Source organism: Pseudomonas entomophila L48 (assembly GCF_000026105.1).
GTDB lineage: Bacteria > Pseudomonadota > Gammaproteobacteria > Pseudomonadales > Pseudomonadaceae > Aquipseudomonas > Aquipseudomonas entomophila.
The window spans coordinates 3,088,036-3,103,747 of record NC_008027.1 but is presented as its reverse complement, the minus strand read 5'-3'; the positions used below and the strand labels follow the sequence as shown (position 1 = coordinate 3,103,747).

The window sequence follows — 15,712 nt, the reverse complement described above, 5'->3', positions numbered from 1 at the left end:
GCCTCATGGAAAGCGATATCACGAAGCTCGGCGAAGTGCCCGTAGCCAGTCGGCAGGCCTGGACCCTCGCTGCCTACAGGTACATGGCGAGGAAGCGCCTCGCACGCAAGGCGGACCTGGACATCAAGCGCGTGGCGGCTAAAAGCTGGGACATTGCCCCGGGCGAAACCACGCTCTCGCCCCCGGCGTTCTACCTGCCCAACCAGATGGAGCGGGTGACCGGTTGGGAGGGCAAGCGCTTCTACCCCTATGTGCACCCCGGGCGCACCATGGAAGGGGGCATCACCACGGAGCAAGGCCCGACACGGGGCTACCTGATCAAGGATGTCTGGTTGGTCGACGGCGCCCTGTACAAGGGTGAAGCCAGCCACTGGCTGTCGCTGAAACCGAGCACGTTCCCGCGGATCATCGTCGAGCATGAGCTTGAACGGGCGGCGGCCTACTGCACGCAGAACGGCAATACCTGGTTCGGTACCTGGCTGATGGAAGACTGCCCGACCTACGCCCTTGCATGCGAGGAGGGTGTTCCGATCACTACCGCGCCATCCAAGCGATTTCCACTGTTCACCCAAGGGCCGGCCTACGAAGACTGGCTGGGGATGCAGCCACTGCGGCTGCGCAGCGCGTTCATCCGCGAACTGGTGTTGTTCGACGACCTGAGCAATAACTGCAGTCGACACCTGCGCTACCGGGCCATGGGCGACAAACTGCTGTCGCATGTGGCGCATGCGCCGCATCCCGGCGTATTCATCCTGCGCGGTAGTGACGGTGACCTGCGTTTGCTGCGCAACGAGCTGGAGATTGCCGAGCACCTGCGCAAACACCGGGGTTTTCGGGTCATCGATCCGATGAAGAACGATGTCCCGACCATCATCGCGGCCTGTGCGGGGGCGCGGGTGGTGATCGGCGTCGAAGGGAGCCAGCTGGTCCATGGCGTCAACGTCATGCAGGCAGGCTGCACCTTGCTGGCGTTGCAGCCCCCCAACCGTTTTGTCAGTTACTACAAGTACCTGACCGACCGGGACCATCAGCACTATGCCTTCGTGGTCGGCGTACCGGAAGGCGAAGGTTTCAGGATCGATATCGACGAGGTCGAACGCACATTGGACCTTTTGCCATCCTGAGACGCTTGTGTTGTTAGCGCCTGAAGCATGAACAGGCCGGATTCTTGCACGTGTTTCAATGGCGGCAGCAACGTGTCAAATAATGAGCGGAAAGCAAAATCATTCTCGCTGGATGCTCGCCGATGAAACACTGTGTTGTGTTCTGTACGGCGGCAAGCAAGGATCATAACGACATACCTTTGGCAGGATTGCTACGCAAAAGTGTTTGAATGCTTAATTGCTTTGGTATTCATCAAAAGACTCATGCGTTGAATGTGTGGAAAGACAGTTGCATTATTTGTTGGCGGGATTTTGACGAGCGCGATGATGTCCGATTGATTTTTATTATGGTGCCGGATCGTTGACGTAATGTCATTGTGCCCATAAGCTCAATTTACCAGCGATGGAAACTACCGCTCACTTACAACGGTTGTCCTCTTTCCAGGAGGGGAATATGCGCTCGACACTGTTCATCAAGTCGATTTTCCTGTTGGTGCTTATTAGTGGCGCAGCGCGAGCGGCCGATTCTTATATCAATCAGTCCAGTGTCATTCCTCTGGCGACGGCAGGTTGGCTGTTTGGCTTCGCCGTCATCGGTTTTGTCGCGGTAGCGAATAGAAAACGGATCTGACGGCCTGCCTGGAAGGCTTGAGCTTGACCCGATCCAAGCACCTTCCCAGGCTGGTGTCAGCAAATCGACGGTCAAGGCTGACCGACAGTACTGTCAAGCGCTTGAGAATTCCCGGGCGATTGCTATATTCCACTAGCCAGCATCAACAGCCATCACCATAACTTTCGGGTGGTGGCTGAACTGGCAAGCGGACCTCCAGGATGATCGGGGTCACCGCAGCGAGCCGTGTGGCTGCGAAGCGGAGCGAAGAGGTAGTGTGCTGTTCTCGTTCAGTGCTCTTTTGCATGGCCACCCGTTGGCCGGAGGGACCCCTCATGGTGCGTTTGCTGCTTACCCTGCTGGGCGTGCTGATGCTGTGGTCTGGTGCATCTGGCGCCAACGAACCGACAACCCCTTACCTGTTGAGCCCCGGTGATAAGGTGCTGATTTCCGTCTGGCAGGAGGATACCCTGCGGCGGGAAACCACCGTGCTTCCCGATGGCAGCATCACCTTCCCATTGGCTGGCCGAGTCGATGTAGCCGGGCTGGATGCTGCAACGGCCGCACAGAAGATCAGCGTCAAGCTTAAAACCTACCTTGCCGAGCCGAATGTCAGTGTCGACATCATCAACCCGGCCGGCAATGTCGTCTATGTCCAGGGCAAAGTCATCAAACCGGGCCCTGTACCGATGGCTGGGCCGACCGCCGTGCTCCAGGCGTTGAGCCTGTCGGGCGGACTGGACAAATTCGCGGACGTAAGCGACATCAAGGTTATCCGCATCCAGGGCAACGACCAAAAAGTGCTGCCGGTACGTTACAAGGACCTGGTTTCCGGCCGTGACCTTTCCACCAACTTTCAACTCCAGGCGGGCGACACCTTGGTCGTCCCATGAGCCTGCTCGACTTATTAAGACCGCATAGTGCCTATTATTCGAACAACAAGTGTTGCAACAGCGTTACTGATGTTGCCGTACACGGGCTTGGCCCAAGCGTCCATCTGGCAATCCTCGGTCGTGGTCCCCACGACCGTCGAGTACGACAGCAACCCATTGCTCCTGACCTCGGACGAGAAGGGTGTGATGCGAACGATCATCGAGCCACGTTATAGCCTGGTCGGCACCTTCGACCGCGATGAGTGGCGGTTGGGGCTGGGGGCGCACGTGCTGCATTCCTCCGACACCAGCGTGCTGGGCAATCGCGAGGACCCCGACCTCAGCCTGGGCTGGCGGCGGGAGACCGAGCGCGGGCATTTCGGCTTGAGTGGGCAGTACATCGAGAGCTCGACACTCTCCGGCACCGTGCTGGATACCGGCGTGGTCACCACCGATGGCACGCAGAAGCTGAGCACGCTAACTGCGGACTGGAGCTATGCGCTCAGCGAGCGGGGCACCCTGGACAACGAAACCACCTACAACCACGCACGCTATGACATCCCGTCACTGACCGGTTTCGACGAGTACGCGAACACGCTCAAGTACACCTATGCCTGGAGCGAACGCACCGACGTCTTCACCAGCATGCGGGTACGGCGCTATGAGCCGGAGCAGACCAGCGCGGGGGCTGTGGCCACCAACAGTTACACGCCGACCATCGGCATGAAGTATCAGTTCTCCGATCAACTGGAAACCGTCGTTCATCTTGGCGTCAGCCAGGTATCCGGCTCTGGCCAGCGCCGCGGAGAAGGTGGTGTGTTGCTCAATTACCGGGGCCTGCGCACCGATGCCAGCCTCAGTGCCGAGCGCAGCACCGTCGCCAGCGCCGAGGGCGGTTTCGCCGAACTGGACATGATCCGGGGCAGTTGGAGCTACGCGCTCAGCGAGCTCAACCGCGTGGGTGTCGACGCAGCCTGGCAGGACAGCAAGGGGCAGACGCCGAACACGCTGCAGACTTACAGCATCTGGGGTAGTCGACAATTCTCGCCTTTTTGGGATCTGCGCCTATCGTTGATGTACAAGGAGCGCCAACAAAATGGCTCGCCCGATGCCCAAGCTACGATCGCTGGACTGACGCTGACTTATAGATTTCCCGACCTCTGAATCCTCAGTTGGGTGGCCGCCATGAAATCTGAATACGAACTGTCCCTGAAAGACTACATCGCCATCATCAAGGACCGGGCCCTGCTACTGGGGGTAACGGCGGTGGTCATACTGGCGGCGACGGTGGGTGTGGCGGTCACCGTGCCGCCGGTCTATCAATCGACCGGCACCATCCTGGTCGAGTCGCAGCAGATCTCGCCGGAGCTGGTGTCGGCCAACAACAACAGCTTCGCCGATGAGCGCATCGAGGTCATTCGCCAACGGGTCATGACCCGCGAGAACCTGCTGCAGATCATCGACAAGTACAACCTGTTCGCTGACAAGGGCCGGCAATTCAGCGAAGCCGACAAGATCGACCAGATGCGCAACGCCATCGTCGTGACCACCCTCAGCACCTTCGTCAAGGGGCGGGGCGAGACCACCGTGGCGTTCAGCGTGTCGTTCGAGCACAAGCGTCCGGAAGTCGCCAAGGAAGTGGCCAACGAGCTGGTGACGCTGTTCCTCAACGAGAACATGAAGCAGCGTACCGAGCGCGCCAGTGAAACCACCGAATTCCTGACTCAGGAAGCCGACAAGCTGGGTAGCGAGTTGGCCACGCTGGAAAACCAGCTGGCGGACTTCAAACAGGCTCACGCCAATGCCTTGCCCGAGAATCAGTCACTGCGCATGAGCATGTTGTCACGCTCGGAGCTGGAGTTCCGGGAAGTGGATCGCGACTACAAGAATGCCCAGGAAGAGCTGCGCTACCTGGAACTCGAACTCTCGGCGGCGAACGCGGGTCTGGCCACTCGCCCCGACGGCACTCGCCCCTCGGCCGCCGAGCAGCCGCAGGATCTGGGCAGCCTCAAGGCCGAGTACACCCGGTTGCTGACCAAATACACCCCGGCACACCCAGACGTAGTCGCGATTCAGCGCAAGATCCAAGCGCTTGAGGGTGCCACCGACGGCAAGGGCCTGGCGGCGGCATCGGTCAGCCTCGACGTGGCCCGCGCCCGGGCCAAGATTGTCGCTGCGCAGGACACGATCGCTTCGTTGGCCCAGCAGAAGCGCGAGCTGACCAAGAAGATGGAGAGCTACGAGGCGCAGATCCTCGAAGCGCCACAGGTCGAACGTGGCCTGGTCACCTTGATGCGCGATCACGACAACGCACGCAAGAAGTACGAGGAGATCCGCGCCAAGGAAATGGGCGCCAAGATCACCGAGAGCCTGGAGCAGGAAAACAAGGCTGAACGCTTCGTGCTGCTCGAACCCCCGCTGATGCCCGAGAAGCCGGTCAAGCCCAATCGCAAGAAAATCGTCGCCCTTGGCCTGGTGCTGGCACCGGCTGGTGGTGGTGCATTGGTCATGCTGCTGGAGTTGCTGAACCAGCGCATACGCGGTGTGGGGGCCTTGGAGAGCGTCCTGGGTAAACGTGTGCTGGTTGCTGTTCCCTACATCTCCACTCAGGCGGATCTGGCTCGGCGCAGGAAATGGCGGGTGATGCTGGTCAGCGTGGGTATCCTGCTGGTGGCTATCCTGCTGGTGGTCGTCCACCTGTTCTATATGCCGCTGGATGTTCTGCTGTTCAAAGCCATGGCTCGGTTTGCATAGGGAAGGTCACGATGGACAGGATTACGCCAGTTGTTGGAAAGAACCTCCATCAGGTTTCACCGGGTGCCTCGGAGACGCCGCAGCCCGTGCCACTGGTGGAGCAGCATGAACTGCTGGGTCCCTTCGATTATGTGCAGACCAAGGTCGTGCCTCTGCGCGCCGAGCATCTGGAGCGCAATCGAATCGTGGCTTACAACAAGAACTCGAACATGAGCTGGGCGTTCGACCTGCTGCGCACGCAGATCCTGCAGACCATGGAAGAGAAGGGGTGGCGTACCCTGGCGATTACATCGCCGACGCCCGAGGCCGGCAAGACGGTGCTGTCGATCAACCTGGCCATGAGCATCGCTCACCACACGACCAAGACGGCGCTGCTGGTGGATTTCGACTTGCGTCGCCCGAGAGTCGGTAGTGCCTTGGGGCTGCCGATGGACAAGGCACTCAATGAGCTGCTGGCCGGCAAGTCCGGGCTCGAAGAGGTCATGGTCAACCCGACCTTGCCGCGTTTCGTGGTACTGCCAACGCGTGAGCCGATCCCGTTGTCCACGGAGATGCTGTCTTCCCCGAAAGTGAGCAACCTGATCAGCGATCTGCGCGAACGTTACGAGTCGCGTATCTGCATTTTCGACTTGCCGCCGCTGCTCAGTTCCGACGATGCGATCACTGTGCTGCCCAAATTCGACTGCGTGTTGCTGGTGGTTGCCAACGGCGTTAACAGCAAGAAGGAGATCGAGGACTGCCTGTATCACCTGGCCACGGCCAACCTGATCGGCGCGGTGCTGAACAAGGCGGAGCCGCAGAAGCGTTCTTACTACTAGCGCCTGTGAGACCGAGCGCCGCGCGCGCGGCGCATCGCGGATGAATCCGCTCCTACAACGTGGCCATGCCTGACAGGACCGGTTTTCTCGACGCGACTTGCCGTCGCCTCGATCGCCTGTAGGAGCGGATTCATCCGCGATGCGGCGCGCAGCGGCGCCCGATCTCGAGAACGCCGCAAGGCAATCGCTGTCAGGTGGATTGGGCGATATGTCCGTCCACGCGCTCCTCCAGGGTTTCTTCTTCGCCTGGCAGTGCGGTAATCACGCTGAAATCACTCACCTCGACTTCACCACCACCATAGCCCAGCAGGTGGAAGGAGAACGCCTTGCGCTCGCTCGGGTTGTCGAAGTCGAACTCCATTTCCAGTGGCTGGTCGGCCGTTACCCGTACTTCTTCGGGCAGCCCCAGCGCGACATCCTGCTCACGCTCCTTGGCCTTCAACTGGATATAGGCTTCGTGTTTCGGGTCGAGCGCCCGGATCTTGACGCGTACCCGGGTACGCGAGCCCTCGGGCATTTCCAGGTATTGCGCACCAATCAGGTTGTCCGCCCAGTCGTCACGAATGCGGTCCTGCAGCGCGATGGGCGCAGGGCCGCCGAACTGGTAGCGCAGGTTGAGCGGGGTGTTCAGCAGCGACTGGTCGAGGGTGGCGGCCAGCAAGTTGATCTGCGGGCCGAGGGTGTGCTCGCCATGGCCCAGAAAGCGGGCCTGGCGAGTGATGAAACCTTCGCTGGCGTAGCGCCGGCAGCGTTGCTGGAAATCACATTCGCTGAACGTGCCTTGGCCGTCGTGGTAGCGCAGCACACCGTTGGTGTAGGCGATCATTTCGCGGCCGGTAGCGTAATCACGGTACAACGAACGCCCCGCCAGCGCCGCCGGGATCGGCAGGGTGAAGTAGTCGAGCAGCGAGGCAGTCAGGTCTACATGGCCGTAGGTGCCTCTGTTGAGTCTGGGCAGCTGTGCTTGCTCAGGCGCCAGGGTAAGGTTGAAGCCCCACGATGAGGCCAGTCGCACGCCATCGATGCCGTGGGACTCGTCCGAGGTGACGACCACCAGGGTGTCTTTCAGCACCCCTTCGCGTTCCAGTGCGTCGAGAAAACTGCCCAGGGCGTCGTCGAGATAGGCGACGGCGGCCTGTTTGGCGGTGGCATGGCGCTGTAGGTAGTCGTCAGGTGCGGAGTAGGGCTGGTGGGTGCCCACGGTCAGCAAGGTGAGCATCCAGGGTTGTGGCTGCCTGCGCAGCTGGCCCACGTAATCCAGGGCGCCTTCGAAGAACGCACGATCGTCCTTGCCCCAAGGGAACTCCAGGTAGTTCGCGTTGCTGAACCACTCGAGGCCGTGCACCTGGTCGAAACCGATGTGCGGCATGATCCGGTCCTTGGCCATGAAGCGAAGCCCGGCCCCTTGCAGGTAGTGGGTGCTGAAACCGGCCTGGCGCAATTGCGCGGGCAGGCAGGCTTGATTGCGAACGTTCTGGGTCAGCAGTTCGACACCTTTTGGGGTGCCGTTGGCCAGCTTGTCGTAGTCACCACAGAGCATGGCGTACAGGCCGCGAATGGTCTGGTGGGTGTGCAACACGTAGTCGGGCGTGTTCATGCCGCGTTCGGCCCAGCGGCTGAGGTTGGGCATGAGCTCTTCATCGAACGGGCCACCCACGGCCTGACGGTTCGCTCGAATATAGGTGCCCGGGATGCCTTCGACGGTGATGATCAGCAGGTTGCGCGCCGCGCCCGGGCCGTCGAACAACCGCTGGCCGTGCAGGTCGGCCTGGGTGAGGCCGGCAATGGGCAGCGGTGTGACGGGTGTTTCCCCCACGACCAGCACCTGGGCCCGCTGCTGCAACTGGCCCGCTGCCGCCGACAGCAGTTGGTGTGGCAGGTTGTATTGGCGCCATTGATCGGCCTCCGACGGCGCGAGCTGTTGGCTGCCCCAATGCATCGCCAGCAAGACCGCCGGCACGGCCCATGCCTTGCGCGGCAGGGCTGCGCCTTGACGCTTCCCGAAGCAGGCTGTCGCCAGCCAGGCGAGCAGGGCGCCTACCAGCAGCCACGGCAACCAAGGCCTGGCCAGGGTGCCACCGGTGGAATTCTCCATGAACTGCGGATCGAACAGGTAGGTGAGGTCCGTCTGGTTGGGCAGGCGCCCGACCGCGCTGACCAGCTCCGCCGAAGCCACCAGCAGGCCGGCCCAGGCCAGCACCACGGGCAGCGCCAGCCACAGTGGCGCACGCTGCAACAGCAACACCAGCAGGCTGCCGATTGCCAGGTCGGACAGGTACCCCAGCGGGTCGGACCAGCCCAGCAGGGCGCGTGCTGCCAGGGGAATGGCCAGCACCAGCGTGGCCAGGGCGAGCAACCGGGCGCGGGGGTGGCCAAGCATGTTTCTCACGTAAGCGTTCCTTCTTGCCATCAAATCGTCACATAAATGTGCCGAATGATATCAGGCCACGCATACGCAGCGTCTGTAGGACAAGGCTGGTTACCAAATGATGGGCCCGCACGGCGGGCCCATTCAACTGGCAAGGTCAGAAGTAGTAGGGGAATTTCAGGCTGAAGGCGAAGTCCGGCGCGTCCTCGGTGAGGCCGATGGACAGGTTGGGCACGATGGTCAGGTTGTTCGAGGCGGCGAAGGTCAGGCCGACGTTGAAGTTCGCGGCGTTGTAGTCGCTGTTGGTGATCGACTGCCAGTCACCGCCGTCCTGCTTGATCTTGCTCTTGCGGGCGAACTGGTCGGTGACCGAGAACGACATGCTCATTTTCTCGTTCAGGGCGAATGCGATACCGCCGCCGATCTGCCAGGAATCACCCAGTTTCACATCACCCCCCACCTTGGTGTTGACCGTGGGGCTTATGTCGCTGAACGAGTCCTGCATGTTGTAGGTGTAGGACAGGCTGCCGAACAGCACGGCCGGGTCGAAGGTCTTGACCAGCGAGATGCCTGGCGTGATCGCCCAGACACCATTGCCGGTGGGCAGGCTTTCGGGCACGAACAGGTTGTCGTTGGAAGGGTCGGCCTGGACCAGCTTGATACCGTAGGGGTCCTTGCCGGTCGGGGCTTTCACCCGTAGCGTCGCGACGGCGTCGGGCCAGTTTTCCGATTCATCGATGAACTTGTAGGCCACGCCGAAGTTGACATCGCCGATCTCAGGGTCGCGGGTAACGCTCGCGTCGGAGGCATTCTTGCCGGAGCCCTGAACGCCGCCGGAGGAGTAAGTGGACTCGCGATAGACGATCGGAACGTTGACGTCGAATTGCCAGCGCTGGTCGACGTTGTAGCGTGCGGTCAGGTCCAGTGTCCAGACATCCGCCTTGATGCGGTCGATGTTGATGTTGCCGAGGAAGATCGAGTCCAGCGCCAGGAAACCGTTGAGCACCAGTGCCTGGGTGTCGTAGCGCGAGTAGGTCAGGCCGGTTTCGACGCTGAACTTGCCGCCACCGAAGAAACCGCTGGCCTCGTCATACAGGTTGGACACGCTCTGCGCGGGTTCAGAGTCGTCCTTGAGCGACTGGCCATACGAGCTGCCAGAGGCGCCCGGCGCCCCTGAAGCCACGGTCTGCGCGCCCTTGACCTTCTCCGCGGGGGACCGAACCAGGCGCTTGGGTGGCGCGGCCTGCGGCGCTTCCTCGACCTGGCGAAGACGTTGCTCCAACACCATCAGCGCGTTCTGTTGTGCCTCGTAGCGCTGCTTCAACTGGATGAGTTCCTGTTTCAGCGCTTCGACCTGCGGGTCCGTTGCCGCGTGTAGCAAACCGGCCGGGGCCAGGGTACTCAAACAGACAATAGCGCGGAGTGTCGACAATCGGTGCATGAGTTAGCCGTCCCTTCTGACTACCAAAAGATGAGACTGAGCGTAGATCAGTATCCGGAAGTGCGTAGGCCTTTGAGCTGGTCAAGATTGGTACCGACCGATCCGGCTGCCGCCGCACCGTCGCGCAGCACGATATTCAGGGAGGTGAGGTTGTTCACCCGGTTGCCGGAGCCGAGCAAGGTGGTGTTCTGCATCAGGCCGCCCTGGGCCAGGCGCTGCAGGCTGCTGCCCTGGTTGTTGCCGGCGTCGATATTGAGCTGCAGCCCCGAATTACTGGCGGAAACGCTCAGTGTGCCGGCACCGTTGCTACCCATCACCGTCGAGCCGGCAGCCAGAACTTGCCCCTGTGGCTGCGTCGTGCTCGCCTCGTTGCCCTTGGAGACGTTGATGTCGACATTGTTCTGGGCCGCGTTGAAGTCACCGGCCGCGCGCACGACCTGGGTGACGCCCTGGGTGGTGCCGAGGCCGGAACCACCCGTCACTGTGCCGGTTCCAGTGCTCTGCGAAGAGGAGGAACCATTGCCTTTTTCATTGATCATCGACACATAGAACTGCGGCGTGATGGTCGAATGCTGGATCTGCATCGAGGACGTGGCGCCGATCACCTCGCCATTGGCGTTCTGCCAGGTGCTGGTCATGACGATGCCGAAACTGACGATGCGCCCCGGCAACACGTAGCGGCCGCGCAGGTTGGCCAGTTCCTGGTCTTTCAGTTCGATGGGCTTGAAGGTCTCTGCCTGAGTCGACAGGCTGGCGGCCAGGCACGCCAGTGCCAGCCAGGTTCGCGTATTCATGGGATGCTCCCGGAGCGTGGTGCTCCTTTTCATCAGAAGAAGTCGCTGCGGATGAAGCCGAAATCGATCAGCTCAGCGTCTTGCACCGGGGTGAAGTTATTGATGCGGTTCTTGGCGGACAGCGGCAGCGGTGGGTCGAGCAAGGCGTTGCTCTTGTCGTAGCCCTGGCCGATGACGGCGAAGATGATGCCGTTCCAGCCCTTGACGAAGTCCTCGACCGTGAAGCGTTTGTGGCCGAGCACCGGGTCACCGATATAGACCCAGCCTTTGTCGACCCGCTGCATGACCACGAAGTGCTTGTAGCCGCGGATGTCCATCAGCACCACCACGGGGATGCGGATGCTGTTCAAGGTCTCGGGGGCCACCCGGTAACCGCGGGCGCGCATGCCGAGGCTTTCCACGTAGCGCTTCATGTCGAGCATGGAGAAGCCCTGGACCCGCACCAGGTCCTGGTCGGCATGTTCGAGCATGCCCTTGATGATGTGTTCTTCATCGACGTCGAGCCAGTAGGCCTGACGCAGGATGGTTGCCAGCGCCGCGGCGCCGCAGCTGAAGTCGGTCTTCTGTTGCACCAGGTCGACGAATTTACGCTCGCGGATGCTTTGCACTGGCTTGTAGATCATTGCGCCACCCGGCAATACGGACAGCGGCATCTGGGCGGCCTCGCTCACACTGGCCACGCACAGCAAAAATACCAAGGCGATAATGCGCATTTTCCCTGTCCCCCCTGGTTCCCTCGTGAAGAAGGCCCCCCGAGGGGGGCCTCCAGGCCACGGCTGTTACATCGAGGTGTTGGAGATGGCCAGCGAGTTGCTCTGCTGGTTGCCCACACCGGCTGCCACGTTGACGCCCAGGTTGCCGCTGCCACCGTTGACCGAACCACTCAGGGTTGCGGTGTTGGTCACAGGGTTGGCCCAGCCGGTCGGGGTCAGCACTTGGAACGAGACGGAGTTGCTAAGCGAGAAATCGCTGGCTTCGTTGTAGCTCTTCGAGATGCTGTCCGAAGACTCCGAAGATTTCTCGCCGGATTTCTCGAAGGCCGAAGCGTTGGCTTTTTCCCACGCCGATTCGTGTGCTTTTTCGTACGAAGAATCGCGAGACTTGTCATACGACGAGTCACGGCTGCGGTCATACGAAGAGCTGAACGACTTGTCGAACGACGAGTCACGGGACTTGTCGTAGGACGAGTTGCTGGACGACTCGTGCGACTTGTCGATCGACGCATCGAGCGAGGCGTTCAGAGAAGCATCGAACTCGGCGCTGCGAGAGCGGGTGAAGCGACCGGCGGTTTCGGACGAAGAAGCACTGCCCGAAGCGCTGGCATCCAGCGAGGCGTTCAGCGAAGCGCTAGACGACGAGCTGTGGTCGCGGCTCGACGAACCACTGGCATTCGAGCTGCTGGAACCATTGGCAGTCCAGTCGTTGGAGCCGCTGGCGCTGCTGCTGTGCGAGCCACTGGCGCTGCTGCTGCTCGAACCACTTGAGCTGCTGCTGTGGGAGCCGCTGGCACTGCTGCTGCTGTTGCCCGCTACGCTGAAGCTGGAGCTGGAGCTCTTGTCGACACTGGCGTCGAACGAACCGCTACGCGAGGACGAACCGCTCTTCGTGGTAGTGAAGGTCAGCGTGTCCACACGGTAGGTGCGGTCGGCGTTGTTTTCCACTACCAGGCCAGGGCCATTCTGGTTGGCGGAGGCAGTGGCGGTCGCATTACCCAGTGGCGCGTTGCTGTTGGCAATGGCCATGGTGTTTTTTTGCTGGTTGAGATCACCACCGGCAATGTTGATACCCACGTTGCCGCTGCTGCCATCACCCGAACCACTCATGACGGCGGAGTTCTGGGTCGACCAGTTATAGACCTTGTTGTTGGTGCTGGTCTGGTCGACCTTGGCGGTTGCAGTGGCATTGCCGAAGACGAAGGCATTGTCCCGGTCACCGAGATCGGAGCCGGCGTTGGCGATGGCGGCGGCGTTGTCTTGTTGGTTGCCGTTACCGGCCGCCACGTTGACCCCGACGTTGCCACTCGCACCGGCGGCGGAGCTGCTCATCTCGGCATTGTTGATGGTGCCTTCGTTCTTGATCTTGTTGTTGGTACTTCTTTGCACGTCAGTCGCCTTGGCGGTGGCGGTGACGCTTACCTTGGTTGGAGGTGGGTCATAGTGACCGTGGTGGTTGCCACGCCGATCATTCTGCCCAGCTTGTACAGCAACAGCCATGACCGCAGCAATTGCGAAAACCAGAGGCTTGAGTGCCATCGAGGGTTTCATGGTGATTCTCCGTACTTTATTTTAGGTTAAGTGTTGTTCTTACCTGTTTGGGTCAATTGGCGACCCGTACGCTCAGGGTGTTAGCCGTCTGGTTCCCCACCCCGGCGCTCTGATTCAACTGAACCACCCCACGGCTACCGGTGAATGCCTGGTCACTGGTAGTGACCTGGCGATGGCCGGGTGTGAGGTCAGTCGGATCGGAGCTGTTGATCAGCGCCACGTTCTGTTGCAGAAGGACGCTGTCGTCGATGCTTTGCGGCTGGGCACTGATGCTGATGCGCAGTGCGTTGGCTTGCTGGTTGGCGGCACCGGCGCTCTGGTTGACACCCAGTGCGCCACTGCCGTGGCTGAACGAATCACCCTTGATACTGGCCTGGGCGTCGACTGTGGGGTCGACCTGGCTGCGCAGCCGCTGGCGGATCTGGGTGCTGGCATTGGCGTCATGGCCAATGGCGAAGGCCCGGGCGTTGGCCTGTTGCTGCTGGTCGCCGGCGGCCTGGTTGACACCGACGTTGCCCTGGTACTGGGCCCCGGAGTTGTCGATATTGGCGTTGTTGACCACTGGGCCCTGGGCAAAGGCCGACGCACTGCACAGCGCGGCCAGAAGCAACATGGTGTGCTTCATGTCACTGGCCTCGGGTCAGGATATTCAGCGCGCCCATGCCCTTTTGCACGCCGGAGTTGACCATGTTGGAGATGCCGTTGCCGCCGGACCCGGCACCGCGCCCACCGGCCAGGTTCGGCAATTGGCTCTGGGTGCTGATGTTGGCGCCCATGTTGTTGGTCTGCTGGGTGATCAGGGTGCTGATGCCCGAACCGCTGCTGATGCCGGCGAAGTCACCATCACTCAGCTCGTTGGTCTGGGTGAGGATATGCGCCGACGGGTTGGCATTGGCGGTGGTCGGGTAAGGGTCGGGGGCAAGGGGGCGGGTCGTGGCGATGCGCGGTTGCACATCGCGGGTGATGACGATGATGCCGTTGTCGGCGTACACGGGCACGCTCACGCCGCAGGCCAGTGCGCAACCGACCAGCAGGAGGCTATTGATGCCTTTTTTCGGTGTCCTCACGATGGCAATTCCTTCTTCAGGTCGCTGGCCCTGCTCAGCGTTGCCGGGAAGAAAGCAGAAGATGTGCCGGTTTTTGTTAATTCTTGAGAATCAATGGGTTGCGTTGCAAAGGTGAGGGCGCCAGGAATCCGCTGTTTCAGCGATGAGACAGACGCTCGGGCAATGCGAGCCTCGGGGAGTGTTTACCCCCTCAAACGGGCTTGCGGGGCTGTTTCACCGGCGTGACACTCCGCCCCCGGGCGGGCGAGCGACGCCCAGTAACGGGCACTTAGGTGCATGGAGTGTGTCAGCGACTTAACACTCGGTGGCGCAATCCGGCGTTTTCCCGTCGAGCAGGCGTTGCACGGCGCTCAAGGCAGCTACGCTGCGGCGTGGCCAATCACCGCCTATGACCTGGTGAGATTGCTGGTGGCGTTGCAACCAATGAAGGCTGTCGTCGAAGAACGCCTGGCGCTGACTCAACTCGGGCTGGCAACGCTGGCCATCGCCCACCCAGTCGACACCCATCGGGTCGAGCAGCAGGTGCAGGTCATATCGTCGTGCGAGCAGTGCCTGCTCGATCCACGCCGGACAATCGCCGAACAGCGCCCGGCTCCACAGCAGGTTGCTCAGCAGGTGAGTGTCGAGAATCAGCAGTTCCGGCTGGCGGGCGCGGGCGTTGTCTTCCCAGGCCAGCTGGCCGCGGGCGATGGCGGGGATGTCGGCGTAACAGGTATCGCGGCCTTGCTCGTCGATGAAGTGACGAACGTACTCACCGACCAGTTCGCCGCCGAAGTGCGCCTGGATCTCGCCACTGAGCCAGCTCTTGCCGCTGGACTCAGGGCCACACAGCACCAGGACCTTCATGCGCCGGCCAGCGCTGGGTCACGGCGCCACTCCAGCCAGCCGCGTACGGCGATCAGGGTGAACAGGGCGTACAAGGCCGCAGTCAGGTACAGGCCCTTGTACAGGAACAGGCCGACAAAGATCACATCCACCACTACCCACAGCGCCCAGCATTGCAGGCGTTTTTGTGCCATCCACAGCTGCGCCACCAGACTGAAACCCGTCAGTGCCGCATCCAGCCAGGGTTGCGCGGCATCGGTCCAGTGAGCCATGACCGCCCCCAGCAGCAGGCTACCCAGCAGGCCCACACCCAGCCCGCCGCACACCTGGGCAAGCCCGAGGCTGGAAACCTGGCGGGCGTCCTCGACACGGTCGGGGCGGGTCCACTGCCACCAGCCATAGAGTTGCAACACCGCGTAGACCAGCTGCAGGAGCATGTCCGAGTACAGCTTCACCTCATAGAAGATCCAGCTGTAGAGCACCACCATCACCAGGCCGATCGGCCAGCACCAGGGGTTTTGCTTGACGGTGAGCCAGACGGCGATGACGCCGAGTACGGCGGCGAAGAGTTCGAGGCCGGACATCGGCGTTCCTTGGAGGGGCGAGGGTAGGGCAGCGATTGTACCTTGTGGCACGCCAAGTTCCAGTAGCCCGGTGCAAGCCTTCGCCTGTCATTTTTGCCAGTTTCCCGCACCTGTGGAAGCTGGCAGCTTTGCGGCTGTGGCGTAGGGCGGCCGCACCGAGTCGTTTTTGCGTCCAAAGGACTGAACATCAATTACCAGACTTGATGAGGTCA

General features: G+C 61.4%; 15 protein-coding genes. 6 read left to right on the top strand and 9 right to left on the bottom strand.

Annotated features, from left to right (window positions below; translation table 11 throughout):
• Positions 1–5: 5 nt before the first annotated feature.
• The 6 genes from PSEEN_RS13660 (at position 6) to PSEEN_RS13640 (ending at position 6,157) form a co-directional block, all read left to right on the top strand.
• Positions 6–1,124: a glycosyltransferase family 61 protein gene (locus tag PSEEN_RS13660; RefSeq protein ID WP_011534113.1), complete on the top strand. Its 1,119-nt coding sequence runs from the start codon at positions 6–8 to the stop codon at positions 1,122–1,124.
• Between the two features lie 433 nt (positions 1,125–1,557).
• A complete protein-coding gene (eppA, locus tag PSEEN_RS26870; RefSeq protein WP_167535660.1) occupies positions 1,558–1,734 on the top strand; it encodes an EPS-associated small membrane protein EppA in 177 nt (58 codons plus the stop codon).
• A 314-nt stretch (positions 1,735–2,048) separates the two neighbouring features.
• A complete protein-coding gene (locus tag PSEEN_RS13655; RefSeq protein WP_044488150.1) occupies positions 2,049–2,606 on the top strand; it encodes a polysaccharide biosynthesis/export family protein in 558 nt (185 codons plus the stop codon).
• A gap of 27 nt (positions 2,607–2,633) precedes the next feature.
• Positions 2,634–3,749 carry a hypothetical protein gene (locus PSEEN_RS13650; RefSeq protein ID WP_044488148.1) on the top strand — a complete coding sequence of 372 codons (1,116 nt, stop codon included), beginning with the start codon at positions 2,634–2,636 and terminating at the stop codon, positions 3,747–3,749.
• Between the two features lie 21 nt (positions 3,750–3,770).
• The gene (locus PSEEN_RS13645; protein ID WP_011534109.1) at positions 3,771–5,339 is read left to right on the top strand and encodes a GumC family protein; all 1,569 of its coding nucleotides are present in this window, start codon (positions 3,771–3,773) and stop codon (positions 5,337–5,339) included.
• An 11-nt stretch (positions 5,340–5,350) separates the two neighbouring features.
• Positions 5,351–6,157: a CpsD/CapB family tyrosine-protein kinase gene (locus PSEEN_RS13640; RefSeq protein WP_044488146.1), complete on the top strand. Its 807-nt coding sequence runs from the start codon at positions 5,351–5,353 to the stop codon at positions 6,155–6,157.
• A gap of 190 nt (positions 6,158–6,347) precedes the next feature.
• On the opposite strand, the gene PSEEN_RS13635 is transcribed toward PSEEN_RS13640, so the two are convergent.
• The 9 genes from PSEEN_RS13635 to pnuC form a co-directional block, all read right to left on the bottom strand.
• Positions 6,348–8,537, bottom strand: a complete 2,190-nt coding sequence (locus tag PSEEN_RS13635) for an LTA synthase family protein (protein ID WP_373694306.1) — start codon at positions 8,535–8,537, stop codon at positions 6,348–6,350.
• A 145-nt stretch (positions 8,538–8,682) separates the two neighbouring features.
• Positions 8,683–9,966, bottom strand: a complete 1,284-nt coding sequence (locus PSEEN_RS13630) for a transporter (RefSeq protein ID WP_011534106.1) — start codon at positions 9,964–9,966, stop codon at positions 8,683–8,685.
• A gap of 47 nt (positions 9,967–10,013) precedes the next feature.
• Positions 10,014–10,760 (bottom strand): hypothetical protein, encoded by a 747-nt coding sequence (locus PSEEN_RS13625; protein WP_011534105.1) that lies wholly within the window; start codon positions 10,758–10,760, stop codon positions 10,014–10,016.
• Between the two features lie 32 nt (positions 10,761–10,792).
• Positions 10,793–11,473: a C39 family peptidase gene (locus tag PSEEN_RS13620; RefSeq protein ID WP_011534104.1), complete on the bottom strand. Its 681-nt coding sequence runs from the start codon at positions 11,471–11,473 to the stop codon at positions 10,793–10,795.
• Positions 11,474–11,539: 66 nt separating this feature from the next.
• The gene (locus PSEEN_RS13615) at positions 11,540–13,024 is read right to left on the bottom strand and encodes a hypothetical protein (protein WP_011534103.1); all 1,485 of its coding nucleotides are present in this window, start codon (positions 13,022–13,024) and stop codon (positions 11,540–11,542) included.
• Positions 13,025–13,076: 52 nt separating this feature from the next.
• Positions 13,077–13,649 (bottom strand): hypothetical protein, encoded by a 573-nt coding sequence (locus tag PSEEN_RS13610; RefSeq protein WP_011534102.1) that lies wholly within the window; start codon positions 13,647–13,649, stop codon positions 13,077–13,079.
• Position 13,650: 1 nt separating this feature from the next.
• Positions 13,651–14,091, bottom strand: coding sequence for a hypothetical protein (locus PSEEN_RS13605; RefSeq protein WP_011534101.1), 441 nt, complete (start codon positions 14,089–14,091; stop codon positions 13,651–13,653).
• A gap of 294 nt (positions 14,092–14,385) precedes the next feature.
• A complete protein-coding gene (locus PSEEN_RS13600; RefSeq protein WP_011534100.1) occupies positions 14,386–14,937 on the bottom strand; it encodes an AAA family ATPase in 552 nt (183 codons plus the stop codon).
• Positions 14,934–15,500 carry a nicotinamide riboside transporter PnuC gene (gene pnuC, locus PSEEN_RS13595; protein WP_011534099.1) on the bottom strand — a complete coding sequence of 189 codons (567 nt, stop codon included), beginning with the start codon at positions 15,498–15,500 and terminating at the stop codon, positions 14,934–14,936. Before pnuC ends, PSEEN_RS13600 begins: the two co-directional genes overlap by 4 nt.
• Positions 15,501–15,712: the final 212 nt, after the last annotated feature.